Below are 17,274 nucleotides of genomic sequence, written 5' to 3'. Positions count from 1 at the left end.
AATCGGCTGCAAGCAGATGGACGCGGTCGCGTACATCGATCCGGCAGTCATCGCCTTTATCAACGACAACTTGGTGCCGGTCCGCCTTCAGGCCAGCGATCCGGAACTCGGCCCACGCTTCCGGATAAAGTGGACTCCCACCCTGCTGGTGCTGGATCACGACGGAAGCGAACACTACCGTACCCTCGGCTTCTATCCCCCTCAGGAACTGATTCCGTCTCTGCTTCTGGGAATGGGCAAGACCCTGTTCGACCGTCCTGACCGTCCGGCCGCGGTTGCCTGCTTCGAGCGGATCCTCAACGATTATCCCGGCAGCCCGCAGGCCCCGGAAGCGGCCTACCTGAGCGGCGTTTCGCGGTACATCGAAAGCCACGATGTCAGCAACCTGATCGGCATCTATGACCGCCTGGCGGGTCAGTATCCCGACAGCACCTGGATGACGCGGGCCGATCCTTACAAGCTGCTGAAAAAGCAGGCCTGAATTGGACCTGCCGAAAGATGAGCTCTGATCACAGTCCCTGCCCCGATCCGGTACCTGCCGGCCGGGGCAGGATTATGGGCAGTCCCCCCCTGATCCGCCATGAGGAGGTGCCATGAGCACGGTACGCAAGATCAGCCAGGTATGGAAGAGCAAACCGACCGTAGAAGGGGCCGGCGTTCATCTCAAGCGGGCCTTCGGCAACTACCAGGTGCCCCGTTTCGACCCGTTTCTCCTGCTGGACGACTTTCATTCCGACTATCCCCCCCACTACCTCAAGGGCTTCCCCTGGCACCCGCACCGCGGCATCGAAACGATCACCTATGTGATCGAGGGGCGGGTGGAACACGGCGACAGCATGGGCAACAAGGGGGTGATAGGACCGGGTGATATCCAGTGGATGACCGCCGGCAGCGGCATCATCCACCAGGAAATGCCGCGGGGAGACGATAACGGCCTGATGTGGGGCTTTCAGCTGTGGGCCAATCTGCCCGCCTCCCACAAGATGATGGACCCGCGCTACCAGGGGCTGGTGGCAACGGAAATCCCGGAGGTATTGCTGCGGGGGGGGGCGCGGGTCAAGATCATCTGCGGCCACTTGGAGGGGGTCAAGGGGCCGGTGCGGGACGTGATTGTCGATCCCGAATACCTGGACGTGGCCCTGCCTGCCAACAGCACCTTCAGTCACCCTGCCAGGCGGGGATATACCACCTTTGCCTATGTGGTGCAGGGCGAGGGATATTTCGATCCGGAACGGGATGCTTACGCCCATGAAGTGATAGGCAACAACTACTTCGATTTCCAGCGCAGATGCCTGTGCGGTGCGGAGAGTCTCGTCCTGTACGGCGATGGCGATCAGGTCGAAATCAGTACCAGGGAGATTCCGGTGCGGTTTCTGCTGGTATCGGGCAAGCCGATCGGGGAACCGGTGGCCTGGTACGGACCGATCGTGATGAACACCCAGGAGGAATTGCGGACAGCATTCGAGGAGTTCGAGCAGGGAACCTTCACCAGACACAAAACAGCCGGATAGCACCGGCTGTCCCCGTTCCCGACCCGCGACAGCTCATGCCGCCCACGGCACTCCGGCTTCGCGGTGTCCCCGGTTCAGGGGAGTGAACCGGAAACTCCGGGCTCCGCATCGCTGCCGGCGGCTGACAGACAGGTCCCAATGGCTGCAAACAATGCGTGGAATTCGATCGGCTTGAGAATATAGCCGCAGATGCCGACCTCCTTGATCCGGTCGGCCTGGCTGGCCATGTCGTAGCCGGTCAGCACGATCGCACACAGCTCCGGTTTGGTCGTCTTCATTTCGGAGATCATCCGGAGGCCGTCCATCGTCGGCAGGTTGATGTCGGTGATGACGATATCCGGCCGGTGCTCGCGGAACAGCTCCAACCCCTTTTCACCGGTGGCGGCAATCAGGACTTCGAGGTCGCGGAATTTCAGTGCGATCATACGCTGCAGGATTTCACCGGTGGCCGGGTCATCCTCCACGATCAGGATCGCATGGGCGTTATGTGACCTGGAGGATGTAATAGAATGCAGCTCCTTTCCCGGCACGCTTTCAGCCCATCTCTGCCTGCCGGGCCGATTGACGGTTCTTCCGGCCTCGGCCGGCCCGAAGGGAATGGGCCGGTCCCTGCGACGCATCAGGCGGGCGCCGGCAGTGACCGCCCCCCTCGACCATCAAAGACCCAGAGATCGGATCATTTGCTGCCGGGCCGGAAACGCAAAAAACCACCTGAACGGGATTCAGATGGTTTTACGTCGATCGGTCGAGGGCCGGCACCCCCGGGCTTTCGGCCGCCCCTTTGCCGCTCATGACCTGACTCCGCCGACCGCGGTGACGATATGGTCGATATCGGGCTGGGGCCTGGAGCAGGTCCCCCATTCGACCAGCCGGCGCTTGCGCTCCTCGATCGGCAGGGAGGACAGCAGCTCGGCATTGGCCCTGATGACGGCGCCGAGGGCTGTGGTCAGCTCGTCCCTGATGATATGGCGAATGGCTATGAGATCTTCGTCCGTAAGGGTCATGGTTTTCCCGCGCTTCAGTGGCCGGAACCGGCAGTAAAAGACCCCCTGGCAGTACCTCTGGGGAGCCGGATGCGTCGGCTCGGGCAGAACTAGCTACCAGGGAGTCTTCCAACGCTCCGCGTGCCGGCATATGCATCAACCGGGTGCGGCACCCGGAGAAAACGAACCCTCCGGTACTTCCAGTATTTCACCGTTCGGACGGATGTCAAGTGCAGGGGTGCTGGAAACCGGAACCGGCCCAATGAAAAAAACCCGCTTTACCAGCGGGCTTCAATCTCATGTGGTACGATTAAAAGCAGGGCCAGGCCCTAGAATGTAAACTGGAGTCCGACATGGGTCGAGGTGTGACGGGAAACGCAGCATCTGATCTCCCGGTGAGAAATGGCCGGATCGTCCGATAAATTGAGCGTACAGATATCACCCGGTTTAAAATCCCTGACTGACAGAACGTCGTTCAATTTCACCAGCACGCCCGAGGTCGATATGTTCTCCACACTGCATTCCAGGCTTTTACCTTTATGATGCACTACGCATCGTTCAAAGCTGGGATTTCTTTCGCCTTCTCGTTGTGAAATCATAGGGACCTCCTTCCGCTATAATTATCCCCCCCTGGCGCCCGTATGACAAGGGGCGGTACGGTTTTTTGCGTATGTCCGGAACGCGAAGCCGGGCCGGGGAGAGGTCATGGATTCAGCAATGGCTCTTGCAAATTAAAGAACTTGGATTTACATTCGCACCCTTTGGCTGCAACTGTCAGGGAACTACCGTTTCAACCCGACCGAGAGCGGGTAATTCAGGGGCGCCGGCCACACGGCAGCGAGGCCGGGTGCGACTCGCCGGCGCCTGGAGTATTGTCATGAAAACTGTCACCATCGACGGAATCAACCTCTCGCTGTCCGGCCAGGTGGAGCTGCCGCTGAAATGGGTCGGCCAGGAGGAACTGCTGCGGCAGCTTCTGGCGGCCTGGATGGTCATCGATCAACGCGACATCCCCTTCAATCCGCGCCTGGTGGGCAAGCCGGGAGTCGGCAAGACTACTCTGGCCTATGCGGCCGCCCGGAGGCTGGGGCAGCCGGTGTACCTCTTCCAGGCCACCATGGATACCCGGCCCGAGGACCTGATCGTCACGCCGGTCATCGGACCGGATGGCGGGATCCAGTATGCCGCCTCCTCGCTGGTTTCAGCGATGGTTTCGGGTGGGGTCCTGATCCTGGACGAGGGTAACCGCATGAGTGAAAAGGCTTGGGCCTCCCTGGCACCGCTGCTGGACGACCGCCGCTACGTCGAATCGATCGTCACCGGACTGCGCATCCCGGCCCACCGCGACTTCCGGATCGTGGTCACCATGAACGAGGATGCTTCCACCTTCGAGCTGCCCGAGTACATCCATTCCCGTCTGCAGCCCCAGATCTTCATCGACTTTCCCGAAGCCGACGAGGAGTTGCTGATCCTGATCGAAAACCTGCCCTTTGCCGACACGGACATCCTGAAGTATGTGGTGGATTTCCTGCAGGCCGCCCATGCGGCGGACGAGCTCTATTCGGTCAGGGACGGCATCAACATTGCCCGCTATGCCATCAAGATGGCGGCTGCCACCGGCAGCTCCCCCGGCGATCTGCTCCCCCTGGCAGTGGAGCGCATTCTGGGGGATGAGGCCCTGCACTACCTGGAGTGACCATGCCCCACCGCCTGAACCTGGAGCGCTTCGGCCCGATTCATGCCCTGCCCGTGCTGCACTACCGGATGGAATTCGCCCACCTGGTACGCCTGGCCTTTCATCAGGTGCGCCCCGAGGCGGTCGCCATCGAGCTGCCGCCAACCCTGGAGACCGCATTCAGACGGGCCATAGCCAGGCTGCCCCAGGTTTCCGTGATCAACTACCGCATCGAAACCGGACGGGACAAGGGAAGCTCCGCCTACCTGCTGGTAGAACCGGCCGATCCGCTGGTGGAAGCGGCCCGCCTGGCGCTGGAGCAGGGCTTGCCGCTGCATTTCGTCGACGTCGACACCGACCGCTATCCCCAACACCGCGAACGCCTGCCCGACTCCTACAGCATCTGCCGCATCGGACTGGCCCCCTATTATCATGCTTGGCAGCAAGCCTGCGGCACTGGCCAGCCGGGGCTGGAGGACCGCCGCCGGGAGCAGGGCATGGCCTTCCGCCTGCAGCAGCTGGCCAGGAACCACCGGCATGTGCTATTCGTCTGCGGCATGGCACATCTGGAGCGGGTCAGGCATCAGTTCGCACAACCCCAGGCAGCACCGCTGGAGCGCCTCCGGCGGGAGGGGGTCGCGGTCATGAACCTGCATCCCGAGTCGTGCCGCGAAATCATGGCCGAATTTCCCTTCCTTTCGGCAGTCTACGAATACCGCCGCAGTCCGCTGCCACCTGAACCACACGAAGAAAACGGCCAGCTACGCAAACGCTACCACGCTCTGGAACTGATCAGCGGCGGCAGACAGGAACTCCCGGAAGAGGTGCTGCTGGACAACGCCATCCGCCGCAGCGCCCGCCATAGTGGGCCGGAGGGGGCATTTCCTGATCGGCAGCGCATCATCTACCGCCTCTTCAGCGAGACTGCCCGTCATTACCGCCAGGAAACCGGCGAACCGGTCCATATCTGGCAAAAACGTGCCTTTTTCCGGTTTGCGCGCAATTATGCGCTGACCAGCGGCATGCTGCAGCCCGACCTGTTTCAGCTTCTGGCCACCGCCCGCGGCTGCATCGACGACAACTTCGCCTACGCCTTCTTCCGCCTGGCCACCTGCTACCCCTGGCAACAGGAGGAGAGCGATCTGGCCACGATCCGCATCGCGCCGGAGGATATCTGGGGGGGTAGCGTCAAGATCCGCTTCCGCCCCCGCCAGAAACGGCATAAGGAGCTGTCGCGTCTGGGCTTCCTCAGACGCAAGCGCGAGCGCCGCTCCGGTGAGTGGCTGGAAGGCTTCGACGATCCCTCGATCTGCTCCTATCCCCCCGAAGATCTGGCTGTCGAGGCCTACGGCCACTTCCTCAAGCACAAAGGGAGCCTGCAACTCTCCGAAGAGCTGACCCGCAGCGAACGTTTCACCACGTCGATGCTGGACGGTATCGACATGCGCGAAACCCTGCGCAATATCCACGAAGGTTCCATCTACGTCCGGGAACAGCAGCGGGCCAAAGGGGGTGTCGGATGCGTGGTGGTGATCTTCGACGAAGACCGCAGCCGCAAGCACTACCCCTACACCATGACCTGGCTGGGGGAGCACGATCAGGAGTCGGACATGGCCTTCTACGCCACCGATCCGGCCGAAAACGTGGTCGGTCCCGGCATCTGCCGCTGCGAATACGGCGGTTTTCTGCTCTCTTATCCTCCCCGGCGCATGCTGGACGTCTGGAACGACGAGGACTACCGCGGCGCCGCAACCAGGGCCGAGGTGCTGTTGCTGGCGGCGCTGGATTATTCGCGTGAAAAATATGTGGTCTATGTCGCCGCCCGCCCTCCCCGCAGCATTTTCCGGCAGATGGCGGCGCGGCTCGACCGCAGAATCGTCTACATCCCGCTCGGTTCCCTGTCGCCGCTCAAACTGAAGCAGATCAGGGTCATGCACATCCTGGCCGGCAGGGATAAACGCCCCATCGCCAAGGACTATATCTGGTAACGGCCCGTCACTGGTTCCCGCTTTCTCCCGTGTAAAAACTGATGGTGTTCGTGTCGTGAAGGGGTGCCGCTCTCCGAGTTCGTCACCCCCGATGTTTCTGCGACTCACGCTTTTCGGCCGGTCCCGCTGGCGCTTGTCCGGGACGCTGGTATAATCAGCACGGGAGAATACAATCCATGCTGATCAAGGTCAGATACAGTGACAACACCGTCGGCACCGTCGACGATGGAAAGCTCCAGGCGCTGATCGCTTCGGACCGGATCACCGCGTTCCGCCGATCGGAGGGCTGGGCAGTCATCGGCCGGGACCGGATGAGGGAACGGAATACCGAGAGACGCCGGGCGGGCGCCATAGTCAACATCTATGTATGACAATCACGCCGTTGTTCTCCCCGCATGAAACGCCCCTGCCTCTCCCTCCCTCGAACAAAACGTGATCCGGATCACATTTTTTCCGTGCCTGTTTTTGTAAGGTACATGCGTATTCTCCGCCTTGAATGCAAGGCAGGATGACCGTTTCCTTCCTGCCGGGGTCCACGTATGTCCATCCGTTTCATATCTCCGCTTTTATCACTGAAGTACCAGGGGTAGCCGTGCGTCGTATCTGCATCCTGTTGATCATCTGCCTCTTCGCCAGCCATATGCCTGCATACGCCTCCATCGAACAACTCGATCTGGGCAGCACAACCACCATGGAACTGCTGCTGGAACGGGCCATGGCGCATCGCCGGATCGCGGGATGCGTCGTGCTCGTCGGCAACCGCGACGGCATCATCTTCACCACATCCCGGGGCAGGGTCAATGCCAATCCCCAGGCCCCGCCGATCGACGAGCACACCATCTTCGATGTCGCCTCGCTGACCAAGGTCATTGCCACGACTTCGGCCGTGATGAAACTGGTCGAGGATGGCCGCATCGGACTGTCCGACCCGCTGGTAAAGTGGTTCCCGGAGTTCACTGGGTCCGGCCGCGAAGATATCACCATCCTCAACCTGCTGACCCACACCTCCGGTCTGGACGACAGCCAGCTTCCCGACACTATGGCGCTGCGGACCGCCATTCAGAGGGCTGCCTTCCAGAAATACCGTCCTGCCCCGGGAAGCCGCTTCAGCTATGCCGACATCAATTTCATCCTGCTGGGAGAACTGGTCAGGCGCGCCTCCGGGAGTCCCTTGGATGTCTTTTGCCGGGAGCGGATCTATACTCCGCTCGGCCTGCACGAGACCATGTTCCTGCCGCCGCCGAGTCTCACGGACAGAATTGCGCCGACCGACATGGTGGGGGGGCTGGTACAGGACCTGAACGCCCGGCGCCTTGGAGGGGTCGCGGGACATGCGGGGCTTTTCAGTTCAGCAGCAGACCTGGCCCGCTTCGCCCGCATGCTCCTGAACGGCGGCACGCTCGATGGAACACGCATTCTTTCCGAACAGACCATCGCGATGATGACCAGTCCGCGCTACTGCAATACCAGCGCAGTGACCCGCGGCCTGGGATGGGATATGGACTCCCCTTTTTCAGCCCCGAAAGGGATCGGCTTTTCGAGCAGTTCGTTCGGACACACCGGCTATAGCGGCCAGTCGATCTGGATCGACCCGCAGCGCAACCTGTTCGTCATCCTGCTGACAATCCGCCTGGACTACCAGGACGTACGGCACTTCAACCAACTGCGGCGGGACATATCCACCCTGGCCGGGGCAAATCTCGTGACTGCCGCCTCCCTGGCCGAATACCTGCCGGCAACCCAGCCGGTGGCACTGAACGTCAGCTCGGCCCCTCAGCCCGCAAAGGTGCGTGTGGCGGCTCACCAGGTCCGCCGGCCCGGCGGTCGTTCGGTAACGAAAATTACAAAGGCCGGCAGCACCAGACGCGAAACCCGCTACGCCAAGTCGGGAGGCACGCGCGCATGGAAAAAGGCAAAAAACTCCAGCCGGTTCAAAGCGTGAAACTTTCGCGTGCCGGCTGTTTTCCCCATTGCCCCGCATGCCTGAAGATGCTATAAGTGAGCCTGTTCGTACACCACAGGAGGCTCCTCCTGTGGTTTTTATTTGTCCGGAAATGGCGGATGCCCTTTCCTCGTAAAGGAGTTTGTAGAAGTGCACTTTGAAGGCAAGATGTTCCCTCCTGTTGTCCCCTGCCTGGTGATCGGTTCCCTGCTGATGCCGTGCCTTGCAGGCTGTATGGGTGAAAAGACCGGAGATCTCTCGGCAGCCACCGCTTCAACCGGCGTTAAAGCAACGCCCCCCCCGGCAGCAGCGGAATTCAAGCAGCAATCCTCCGCCGCCCGCCCAGCCCCCTTTGCGGTGCAATCCACCGCGGCGAGCACCCGCAAGCCGGAAGCAGCGGCACCGAAAGTGAAATACAACGCCGGGGAAGATCCCGAATTCGCCCAAAAGCACGGCTGGCCGGTTAAATGCCCCACACCGCTACCGGGCTCGATCCTGCCCAACAAGCGCATCGTGGCCTACTATGGCAATCCGCTCTCCAAGAAAATGGGTGCTCTGGGCGAGTACTCCAAGGACGACATGCTGCGCCGCCTGAAGGGGGAGGCGGCCAAGTGGCAGAAGATCGATCCGGAGCATCCGGTACAGCCGGCCCTGCACCTGATCGCGGTGGTGGCCCAGGGAGAACCAGGCAAGGCGGGCAAGTACCGCATGATCATCCCCGACAAGATCGTCAATGACGTGTACGGCTGGGCCAAGGAGGCGGGTGCGATCCTGTTCATCGACATCCAGACCGGACACGACGACATCCGCACCATTCTGCCGCGCTTCGAGTGGCTGCTTAAGAACCCGGACGTGCACCTGGGGATCGATCCCGAGTTCAACCTGATCAAGAGCGGCAAGCGGCCGGGCACCAAGATCGGCACCTATGACGCGGCCGACATCAACTATGCTTCCGGATTCCTGCGCGACCTGGTAAAGAAGTACAACCTGCCCCCCAAGGTTTTCACCGTGCACCGCTTCACCCGCAACGGCGTCACCAACGCCAGGAACATAACCCTGCACCCGGAAGTGCAGATGGTCATGCACATGGACGGCTGGGGCGCTCCGTGGCTGAAACGCGATTCGTACAAGGACTACATCGTCTCGGAGCCGGTCCAGTACACCGGGTTCAAGCTCTTCTACCACAACGACACCAAAAAGGGTGACCCGCTCATGACGCCGCAGGACCTGCTCAAGCTGAACCCGAAGCCGCTGTACGTGCAGTACCAGTAACCCCGGGAATCATGAGCCACAGAGGGCACAGAGAAAACCAATTTACACGGATGAACAGGATGCACAGGATAAAAGCCTGACCTCTGTGTCCTCTGTGGCAAAAGATTTTTCAATAAAAAAAGCCGTCCCCATTCCTGGGACGGCTTTTTACGTTTCCTATGATCGACAGCTTTTTCAGGCTTCCTGCTCTTCGCTCCCCTCTTCCACATCACCGGCCGCTTCGTCCGCGCGTGCCGGTTCCTCCAGACTGATCCGCCCGATCTTCCCGCTCCGCAGCTCCCGCAGAAAGGCCTCTGCTGCCCTGTTCATGTCGACCCTGCCGCCGGCGGCCAGACACCCCAGACAGCGGCCGATCTCCTCGATGGCAATGGTGCTGTTCTCGGGCAGCTCGGCCAGCTTGTAGCGCCCCCTCAGCAGGTCCGGGTAACGCCGGCACAGGTACTCCACGGCAAAAAAGGCGACCACGGTGCAGTCGAAGGCATTGGCGCCGATGGCACCGCTGGTGGCCAGCCGGTAGGCGCCGGCCTGGTCGGCCAGGTCGGGCCACAACAGCCCCGGCGTATCGAACAGCACGATGCCGTTCTTCAGCTCGATCTGCTGGTTGCAGGTGGTGATGGCCGGCTTGTCCCCCACCTTGGCCAGCGATCTACCGGCCAGGGTATTGATCAGGGTCGATTTGCCCACGTTGGGAATGCCCGCCACCATGGCACGCACCGGGAAACCCGGATTGCCGCGCTTGGGCACCAGCGCCCGGCACAGCTTGATCAACTGCTTGGCATCCCCCTGCTGTCGGGCTGACAGCGGCAGGGCGCGCACACCCTTTTCCCGCTCGAAATGGCGCACCCACTCCCGGGTAACGGCCGGATCGGCCAGGTCCTGCTTGTTCAGCACCTTGATGCAAGGCTTGCTGCGACGCAACTCTTCCAACTGATGATTGGAGCTGGACAGCGGCAGGCGGGCATCCAGGATCTCGATCACCACATCGGTCCTGCGGATCAGCTCCGTCATCTGCTCGTGGGCCTTGCCCATGTGTCCGGGATACCACTGTATTTCCATGAGTTTCGCTTCCTCTGCGTAAAGTAGAGAGCGAGGATAGCACAGACCGGGGGGAAAATGGTCAGGAATTGAAGCGAAGAGCCTGCAGGGGGGAAATCGGACGGGCAAAAGGCCGGCAGCGGCTGGAGAGCCGGCCGTCCTGCAGGACCGTCTATTCTGCGGGAGCGGGGCGGCGGACCCCCTTGTCCTGATACATCCGCGTATCGGCAAGGGCAATGGCTGCGCTCAGGCCGGCAGAATCCACCGCCGTTGCCACCCCCAGTGAGAGGGATACCGCTTCCAGTCCGCATTCCTGTCGGCCCTCCGACATTGTCTGCCGTATCCGGGCCGCCATTTCCTCCACATCCGACTCACCCACTCCCGGCAGCAAAACCGTGAATTCGTCACCACCCACCCTGGCGATGCCGTCACCGGAGCGGCAACAGCGGGCCAGCAGTGTGGCGGCCCGGCGCAGCAGTTCGTCCCCGGCCTTGTGACCGGCCTGGTCATTCACCTGCTTGAGACCGTCGACATCGGCAATCAGCACCGAGATGGGAGCTGTACGACTCCGCGACAGGCGGTCGAATTCCGTTTCGAACCAGGCCCGGTTGTACAATCCGGTAAGCGGATCGTGCGTACTTGTATAACGCAGGGCATCCTCCGTGCGCTTCAGCTCCGTCACATTGTGAGCCACGTGAACTCCGCCGAAGACGTTTCCGTGCATATCCCTCAAGGGGGAGAAGGTCACATGATAATAACCGTCCAGCATCTTTACCGGTGCCTGGCTGGTATACCCGTTGCCGGTATCAAGCGCCCGCCGGTAGACATCGCGGCAGAATCGATCCTCTCCGCTGCAAATCAGGATATCGTAGTCCTGTCCGACCGGGTCCCTGTCCCGAAGCCCGAGTTGCCGCCGGGCGGCCCGATTGAGGCGCAATACCCTGAGATTATTGTCCAGGACTGCAATCATGTAAGGTACGGCATCAAAGGTCTGCTGCCAGAAGCGGGCGGCTTCGGTGTTCTGCTGACGCAGGCGCAGGCGGCTGACGGCCTGCATCAGCACGGACTCCACCATTTCCATCTCGACCGGCTTCAGGATGTATCCGTCAACACCCAGATTCATGCTCTCCACCAGCATTGTGCGACTGAGCGAGGCGGAAGTGATCACAATCGGCATGTCCATCGAATAACCACGAACAGCACGGCACAATGCCAGGCCGTCCATGCCCGGCATGACGAGATCGGTTATCAACAGGTCACAGGGGCGCTCCCGGTAGGCTGCCAGGGCCTGTTCACCGCTTTCCGCCGTGCGCAGCTCCCCGAACCTGTCTCTCATCACCTCGGTAAACCAGTTCCTGAAGTTTGCGTCATCCTCCACGTACAGTACCGACAAGTCCTTGAAGTGTTCCACATCCGCTCCCTATTGCTAAAGTGACGCTGCAATCCCCTCAAATCCGACCAGCCGCCCGGCTGTGGCAGGCTGCCGATGCAGCAGGCGCCGGCCCGCCTGAAGCATCTGCTCCAAGTCCCTGTACTCCGCGGAAAGCGATGTGCCCGCAATGCTGACCGTGCAGGAAAAAATCTCCTCAGGCCCTCTGAAGGACAGAGATGCCACCTGCCGACCGATCCGCTCAGCCACCCGGCAGGCCCCGGCCCGATCGGTCTCGGGCAACAGCAGCGCAAAGGAGTCGGTCTCGACCCGTGCCAGGATATCGGTTGTCCGCATCTGCGAGCGACAGACCCGGACCACCTGCCGCAGCACCTCGTCACCGGCCGGATGGCCGTGGAAGTGGTTTACCCAGCTGAGGTGATCGACATCCAGAAGCAGCAGGGTCATGGAGCGCCCGTAACGTTGGGCCATGCTGACCTCCCGGTTTCCCAGGCTGATAAGCATGCGGTGGTTGTAGGCCTCGGTCAGATGATCCAGAATCGCATACTGGTACAGTTCCTCGTCCAATTCCTTCTGGCGGGTGATGTCCTGCTTAACCGCCACATAATGGGTGATGGTCGAGTCCGAGTCGAAAATGGGAGAGATCCGGATGTGTTCCCAGTAGGTGCTGCCGTCCTTGCGGCGATTGCACAACTCGCCGTTCCACTCGCAGCCGCCGCTGATCGTGTTCCAGAGGTTGACATGCACCTCCGGTTTGGTCTTCTCCGTTTTGAACATGCGCGGGTTTCGCCCGATGACCTCTTCCACGTTGTAACCGGTCAGTTCGGCGATCTTCTCGCTGACGTAGCGGATAATGCCCTGGGGGTCCGTGATCATGATCAGGTGGGGACTCCGGTTTATGGCGGCAAAAAACCTGGCAACCTGCAGCTCCTTTTTCATCCGGGGAGCAATGTCCTGGGCCAACATGACCAGATAGCGGTCTCCGCCGTGGATGACTGACATCATGGTGCACTGGAACCAGACATCCCTACCGGTAGGACCGATCATCTTGAAATCCCCGGAGCGTTCTTCGCTGGATTGCAGTACCTCTTCCGCCATATCCAGCAAGCCGTATTCGCGCCAGTGATCCAGTTTCCGGAAGTTGTGACCGTGGACTGTCCTGTCCGAGGTGCCCATCAGCCGTCCCATGGCCTCATTGATGAGGATGCATTCGCCGCTGCTGCGGTATACGGCAATGGCCACCGTTGCGGAGTTGACAACCTGCCGGTTCAGGTCGAGCATCTGGGCCAGGTCGTTGTCGACCGGCGATTTGGACAGTTTGAAGTTCTCGGCAAACCGATAACTCTTGGCATCATGATCGAAATAGATCGGATATCCGGCTGCCTGAAGGTTCTCCAGATAACGGTACACTGACCGTTCGGCAACGTTCAGTTCACGTGCAAGCGTTGCCGCCGTCACTCGCTCGTTATAATTCAGTTTTCGCAATATTGCCGTCAGTGCGCCGATTTTGTTGCGATATTTATAGGCCATGCCGCCCCATTCCCGTTCACGCTGCCTGAATAGCCGTCAATTAATAGCACATGCCTCTGACATGTGCCTGTCAGCGTGAATTAGAATAATTTTTCCCTATGCGGCAAAGCTGCGGACAAAATGTCCGATAAGACGGTAGTGCGGTAGTCGATATCAACGGGTTTAAAGAAGATCAGACGAAGTCGAGTGGAGAGATTTAATGCTAAAGGCACGGGCAGTGAGCTGCGGAGAGGCCCAAAAAAGGAAGCACCGCCCCACCGGGAACGGCCGCTTGCTCCGCTCGGGACCCCGGTAGGGTATTTCCGACAACCAGTTGACGGTATCCACGTCCCCTCCCACCCCTCATGGCCTTTTTATTGCTTTTATCCAAGGACTTTCAGGGATGGTCAGGCCGGTTTCGATCGGCACATCTACTTTACCGGGATTAAAGAATACCCTTCGATGTCAATAAGTTGTGAAGATATTACCGGCGTAGGCCTCTTCAGGGGGCTGGCTCCGAACGAGCTGCAGCACATTGCCCAACGCCTGGAACTTTGTGTATTTTTGTCCGACATGGTCATTTTGTCCAAGGATACCCCGGTCGATGCGATGTATTTCATCCTGGCCGGACGGGTCAGGGTTGAACTGCGTGGCGGCGTGGGACAGATCCTCAACCTCACCGAGCTGGGCGAGGGCGAGGTGATCGGGGAACGCGCCATCCTGACCGACGAACCGCGCACCGCCGATGTCCGGGCGATCAGCGAAGTACGCGCGGCCAGGCTCTCCCGCCGTGATTTCGAGGAACTGCTGCGAGAAACCCCTCTTCTGTATGCAAATCTCTGCCGCACCCTGGCTCGCCAGCTGGGGAGTTGGGCTCACCGCCACCAGAAGGAGGAACGGGAACACCGGGAGGTCATGACCGATGTCATCGGCTGGCAGCTTTTGCCCGAGTTCGGACAGTTCCCGGGCACCTCTGCCTGGGTCCGTTCGCTCAACCAGCGGCTGGAGCAGCTCGGAGGCACCCGGCGGCATGTCATGATCTTCGGGGAAGCGGGGACCTGGAAGGACTTGGCTGCCCGGTTGATTCACTTCCACAATCCCGACTCCTGTCCCGTCCTGTTCCTGGACGGTGCCGCACCGCCCCCGGTGATCGGCGGAGAAAACCGCACCGGCTCCTCACCTCCCCACGACCTGCTGCTGGAGATTGCCCAGGAGGCGGTCCTGTTCGGGCATACCGCCGATGGGGCCGCTCACTCCCGGCGGGTCAGGCGTGGCATGCTGGAACTGGCCGACGGCGGCGACATGATCCTGCGCAATATCGACCGCCTGATGCCGACGGTTCAGGAACGCCTGGCTTTTTTTCTGGAAAGCGGGGCGTTCACCAGGCGAGGGGAAACCAGGCAGCGCAGCTCGCGGGTCCGGATTATCGCCACCAGCACTGAATCTCCGGCCGTTCTGGTCGAACAGGGCTGCCTCAGCGCTGAACTCCATACCTTGTTGGACGGTGAAACGCTGGAAATGGCGCCGTTGAGGGAGCGGAAAAAGGATATCCCCGTCATGGCCCGCAGCCTGCTGAAGACCCTCAATGCCAAGCACCACAAGCAGGTGTGCCGCATCTCCCAGGATGCGCTCAACCGGCTGGTGGATCACGACTGGCCACTGAACGGCAGCGAACTGTATCAGGTCATGAGCCGCGCGGTGGTGGTCTGCAATGACGATGAAATTCAACCGGAACATATCTTTCTCCAGGGGCAGCTGTTCGGGGACGGGCGATTCAACCTGCTGACCCTGCCTCCGGTGGAACGGGTTGCCCGGCATCCCGAGTTTCCTCGCCGGTTACGCTGGACAACGGTCCCCCTGTTCCTGCTGGTCATACTGTACACCCTTCTGGGGCCGACCTTCGACAATGCCGCCAACCTGGCGGTATGGACGCTCTGGTGGCCGGCGCTTTTGCTGACCGCCTTTCTGATTGCCCGCGGCTGGTGCAGCTACTGCCCGCTCGAAGCCATCGGCGAGTTTGTCGGCGCCAAGAACCGGGTCACCCATGAACCGGCGAAATGGCTGCGGCGTCAGGGACCGGTCATCAGCCTGGCCGGGCTGGCTTTTATCCTCCTGACGGAGCAGGCCACCGGCATGTTCTCCAACGCCTTTGCCACCGGGCTGCTGCTGGCCGGACTGTTGGCAGCCACGGTGCTGGCCGACATGGTCATCGGCCGGCGCGGCTGGTGCAAGTACCTCTGTCCCCTGGGGCGGATCGTCAGCCTCATTTCGCGCATCTCCCTGATGGAAATGCACAGCAATCGCACGGTGTGCGTCAGCCGCTGCCGGGTCGACGATTGCGTGAAGGAGAAGGGATGTCCCATGGGGCTGCACCCCACGGGCATCGAAAATTCCGACCATTGCATCCTCTGTCTGAACTGCGTCCGCAACTGCCCGCACCATTCCATGGAGCTGGATCTGCGCAATCCATCCTGGGGCCTGTTCAACCATAGCCGCCGCGGGTTCTATGAGGCACTGTTCAGCGTCACTCTGGCAGGTGTCATCATCGCCGCCAAAGGTGCTCCGCTGCTGGCGGGCCGCCCCCTGGAGGTCTTTCCCCACACGCTGTGGAGTCCGCGGGAATTTCTGCTGGCGCTCTGCGTGGCTGGGGGATACGGCGGGCTGGCCATGCTCGTTTCGACACTGTCCCGCGGAGCGGGCTGGAGGCGGGTATTTACGATCTGCGGCCTGGCCTATCTGCCACTGACCATGGCAGGGATGTTCATGATCTATTTCCGTGCTCTGGTGGAGGGGGGCGCCCGGCTGGTGCCGCTGATGCTGAACGCGACCGGGCTTGATCGATGGCTCGATGCGGCGCCGTTGACTCCCGAACTGGGTACGCTGCGACTGTTGATCTATCCGGTATTAGTGGCAGGGGGGATATTTTCGTGGGTCGTGCTCGGCAAACTGCGAGATCGGCACCATCTCGGCCGCGCGGTGCTGTTCGGGCATCGCCTGCTGATTCTTCTTGCCGCCGCGGCATTCATCCGCATTTTGTGATGGATTATGCTGTGCAGCCGACCAGTGCCGGGTGGCCTGCGTGGCCGGGTGCATCATTCCGGCTGCAGTCCATCCCGGCTCCGGAGCGCATGCGGTCGTTATCGGCCCATCCGCACGACTCCGGAACCGGTCTTCAACTACAAATGATAGTCCCCGGCGGCTTCCGGCTGATAAAGAACCTTCCTTACCTTGAACCTCCTCGTGCCCCCGGGAACCTGCCAGGTTATCGTGTCACCGGTACGGTAACCGATCATGGCTGTCCCGATCGGGGCGAGCACTGAAATCCTGTTGTTCTCCAGATCGGCATCCCCCGGGAAGACGAGCGTATAGATCAGATCTTCTCCCGATTCCATGTCCCGCAGGCAGACCCGGGAGTTCATGGTGATCACGTCGGGAGGGATGCCGGCGGGTGTCACCACTTCCGCCTTTGTCAGCTCCTGTTCCAGTTCATGCAGATATCTTCCGTCACGGGAGGAATTGCGGCTCGTGGTTTCGATAAGTTCCTCCAGTCGTTCCAGATCGAAATCCGTAATGAAGATCTGCCTGCTGCTGTTGTTCCGTGCTTTCATCAATGCTACCTCTCTTTGTGATATTTACTGCAGAAATGGTATCTGCAATGCTGCTCCGATCCGCCTGTACGTATAAAAAAAGCCCCCGCCGACTGGTGCCGGCGGGGGCTTGGTTGTGGATGTGGCCCGCAACTAAGCAAATCCCTCCGGCACGGAAATAACCTGTGCAAGCTTATGGGCAGGATTAATTGCCATCAGGTAGACGGTTTGCTCATAGGTGACAAGAATGTTCGATGCCATGCGGGGAATCCTGAATGTGACGAAATTTGAACTATATATCTATCATACCTAGCAAAAGGAGTCAATTGACGCGCCCCCCGTGTAGTGATGCCTGTCGATCGCAGCGCGGGGGCGTGACCTA

At 60.6% G+C, this 17,274-nt stretch carries 15 protein-coding genes; 8 read left to right on the top strand and 7 right to left on the bottom strand.

The window, feature by feature from the left end:
• The first annotated feature begins 16 nt into the window (after positions 1 to 16).
• Both GSVR_RS05640 and GSVR_RS05635 read left to right on the top strand, forming a co-directional pair.
• The gene (locus GSVR_RS05640) at positions 17 to 481 is read left to right on the top strand and encodes a hypothetical protein (protein WP_173201304.1); all 465 of its coding nucleotides are present in this window, start codon (positions 17 to 19) and stop codon (positions 479 to 481) included.
• A 112-nt stretch (positions 482 to 593) separates the two neighbouring features.
• Positions 594 to 1,511 carry a pirin family protein gene (locus GSVR_RS05635; protein ID WP_173201302.1) on the top strand — a complete coding sequence of 306 codons (918 nt, stop codon included), beginning with the start codon at positions 594 to 596 and terminating at the stop codon, positions 1,509 to 1,511.
• A 74-nt stretch (positions 1,512 to 1,585) separates the two neighbouring features.
• Here GSVR_RS05635 and GSVR_RS05630 read toward each other — a convergent pair whose 3' ends face one another.
• The 3 genes from GSVR_RS05630 to GSVR_RS22350 all read right to left on the bottom strand — a co-directional run bounded on the left by GSVR_RS05630 (position 1,586) and on the right by GSVR_RS22350 (position 3,093).
• The gene (locus GSVR_RS05630) at positions 1,586 to 2,131 is read right to left on the bottom strand and encodes a response regulator (protein ID WP_173201300.1); all 546 of its coding nucleotides are present in this window, start codon (positions 2,129 to 2,131) and stop codon (positions 1,586 to 1,588) included.
• A 168-nt stretch (positions 2,132 to 2,299) separates the two neighbouring features.
• Positions 2,300 to 2,515 carry a hypothetical protein gene (locus GSVR_RS05625; protein ID WP_173201298.1) on the bottom strand — a complete coding sequence of 72 codons (216 nt, stop codon included), beginning with the start codon at positions 2,513 to 2,515 and terminating at the stop codon, positions 2,300 to 2,302.
• A 308-nt stretch (positions 2,516 to 2,823) separates the two neighbouring features.
• Positions 2,824 to 3,093, bottom strand: coding sequence for a PilZ domain-containing protein (locus tag GSVR_RS22350; protein ID WP_173201296.1), 270 nt, complete (start codon positions 3,091 to 3,093; stop codon positions 2,824 to 2,826).
• Between the two features lie 278 nt (positions 3,094 to 3,371).
• Between GSVR_RS22350 and GSVR_RS05615 the strand changes: the two genes are divergently transcribed.
• The 5 genes from GSVR_RS05615 to GSVR_RS05595 all read left to right on the top strand — a co-directional run bounded on the left by GSVR_RS05615 (position 3,372) and on the right by GSVR_RS05595 (position 9,371).
• Positions 3,372 to 4,190, top strand: coding sequence for a MoxR family ATPase (locus GSVR_RS05615; protein ID WP_173201294.1), 819 nt, complete (start codon positions 3,372 to 3,374; stop codon positions 4,188 to 4,190).
• Positions 4,191 to 4,192: 2 nt separating this feature from the next.
• A complete protein-coding gene (locus GSVR_RS05610; RefSeq protein ID WP_173201292.1) occupies positions 4,193 to 6,157 on the top strand; it encodes a hypothetical protein in 1,965 nt (654 codons plus the stop codon).
• Between the two features lie 176 nt (positions 6,158 to 6,333).
• The gene (locus GSVR_RS05605) at positions 6,334 to 6,528 is read left to right on the top strand and encodes a GSU3473 family protein (RefSeq protein WP_173201291.1); all 195 of its coding nucleotides are present in this window, start codon (positions 6,334 to 6,336) and stop codon (positions 6,526 to 6,528) included.
• Between the two features lie 221 nt (positions 6,529 to 6,749).
• Positions 6,750 to 8,099, top strand: a complete 1,350-nt coding sequence (locus GSVR_RS05600) for a serine hydrolase (protein WP_239077464.1) — start codon at positions 6,750 to 6,752, stop codon at positions 8,097 to 8,099.
• 168 nt (positions 8,100 to 8,267) lie between these two features.
• Entirely contained in the window at positions 8,268 to 9,371 is a 1,104-nt protein-coding gene (locus tag GSVR_RS05595) for a hypothetical protein (protein ID WP_173201394.1), read from the top strand.
• Positions 9,372 to 9,545: 174 nt separating this feature from the next.
• On the opposite strand, the gene ylqF is transcribed toward GSVR_RS05595, so the two are convergent.
• The 3 genes from ylqF to GSVR_RS05580 form a co-directional block, all read right to left on the bottom strand.
• Positions 9,546 to 10,427 carry a ribosome biogenesis GTPase YlqF gene (gene ylqF / locus GSVR_RS05590; protein WP_173201289.1) on the bottom strand — a complete coding sequence of 294 codons (882 nt, stop codon included), beginning with the start codon at positions 10,425 to 10,427 and terminating at the stop codon, positions 9,546 to 9,548.
• A 151-nt stretch (positions 10,428 to 10,578) separates the two neighbouring features.
• Positions 10,579 to 11,817: a diguanylate cyclase domain-containing protein gene (locus GSVR_RS05585; protein WP_173201287.1), complete on the bottom strand. Its 1,239-nt coding sequence runs from the start codon at positions 11,815 to 11,817 to the stop codon at positions 10,579 to 10,581.
• A gap of 15 nt (positions 11,818 to 11,832) precedes the next feature.
• Positions 11,833 to 13,326 (bottom strand): PAS domain S-box protein, encoded by a 1,494-nt coding sequence (locus GSVR_RS05580; RefSeq protein WP_173201285.1) that lies wholly within the window; start codon positions 13,324 to 13,326, stop codon positions 11,833 to 11,835.
• Positions 13,327 to 13,767: 441 nt separating this feature from the next.
• Between GSVR_RS05580 and GSVR_RS05575 the strand changes: the two genes are divergently transcribed.
• Positions 13,768 to 16,344, top strand: a complete 2,577-nt coding sequence (locus tag GSVR_RS05575) for a sigma 54-interacting transcriptional regulator (protein WP_173201283.1) — start codon at positions 13,768 to 13,770, stop codon at positions 16,342 to 16,344.
• Positions 16,345 to 16,481: 137 nt separating this feature from the next.
• Here the strand turns inward: GSVR_RS05575 and rnk are convergent, their stop codons facing one another.
• Complete coding sequence (gene rnk / locus GSVR_RS05570; RefSeq protein ID WP_173201281.1) at positions 16,482 to 16,913, bottom strand: nucleoside diphosphate kinase regulator; 432 nt, start codon at positions 16,911 to 16,913, stop codon at positions 16,482 to 16,484.
• Positions 16,914 to 17,274: the final 361 nt, after the last annotated feature.

Origin of the sequence: Geobacter sp. SVR (genome assembly GCF_016865365.1) — a bacterium.
GTDB lineage: Bacteria > Desulfobacterota > Desulfuromonadia > Geobacterales > Pseudopelobacteraceae > Pelotalea.
The sequence above is the reverse complement of the archived record's forward strand: the minus strand, read 5'-3'. Positions and strand labels throughout refer to the sequence as shown.

What these genes read in the sequence shown, in the direction of transcription:
- GSVR_RS05640 (WP_173201304.1), top strand. Translation starts at nt 17, where the DNA reads ATGGACGCGGTCGCGTACATCGATCCGGCAGTCATCGCCTTTATCAAC.
- GSVR_RS05635 (WP_173201302.1), top strand. Translation starts at nt 594, where the DNA reads ATGAGCACGGTACGCAAGATCAGCCAGGTATGGAAGAGCAAACCGACC.
- GSVR_RS05630 (WP_173201300.1), bottom strand. Translation starts at nt 2,131, where the DNA reads ATGCGTCGCAGGGACCGGCCCATTCCCTTCGGGCCGGCCGAGGCCGGA.
- GSVR_RS05625 (WP_173201298.1), bottom strand. Translation starts at nt 2,515, where the DNA reads ATGACCCTTACGGACGAAGATCTCATAGCCATTCGCCATATCATCAGG.
- GSVR_RS22350 (WP_173201296.1), bottom strand. Translation starts at nt 3,093, where the DNA reads ATGATTTCACAACGAGAAGGCGAAAGAAATCCCAGCTTTGAACGATGC.
- GSVR_RS05615 (WP_173201294.1), top strand. Translation starts at nt 3,372, where the DNA reads ATGAAAACTGTCACCATCGACGGAATCAACCTCTCGCTGTCCGGCCAG.
- GSVR_RS05610 (WP_173201292.1), top strand. Translation starts at nt 4,193, where the DNA reads ATGCCCCACCGCCTGAACCTGGAGCGCTTCGGCCCGATTCATGCCCTG.
- GSVR_RS05605 (WP_173201291.1), top strand. Translation starts at nt 6,334, where the DNA reads ATGCTGATCAAGGTCAGATACAGTGACAACACCGTCGGCACCGTCGAC.
- GSVR_RS05595 (WP_173201394.1), top strand. Translation starts at nt 8,268, where the DNA reads ATGTTCCCTCCTGTTGTCCCCTGCCTGGTGATCGGTTCCCTGCTGATG.
- ylqF (WP_173201289.1), bottom strand. Translation starts at nt 10,427, where the DNA reads ATGGAAATACAGTGGTATCCCGGACACATGGGCAAGGCCCACGAGCAG.
- GSVR_RS05580 (WP_173201285.1), bottom strand. Translation starts at nt 13,326, where the DNA reads ATGGCCTATAAATATCGCAACAAAATCGGCGCACTGACGGCAATATTG.
- GSVR_RS05575 (WP_173201283.1), top strand. Translation starts at nt 13,768, where the DNA reads ATGTCAATAAGTTGTGAAGATATTACCGGCGTAGGCCTCTTCAGGGGG.
- rnk (WP_173201281.1), bottom strand. Translation starts at nt 16,913, where the DNA reads ATGAAAGCACGGAACAACAGCAGCAGGCAGATCTTCATTACGGATTTC.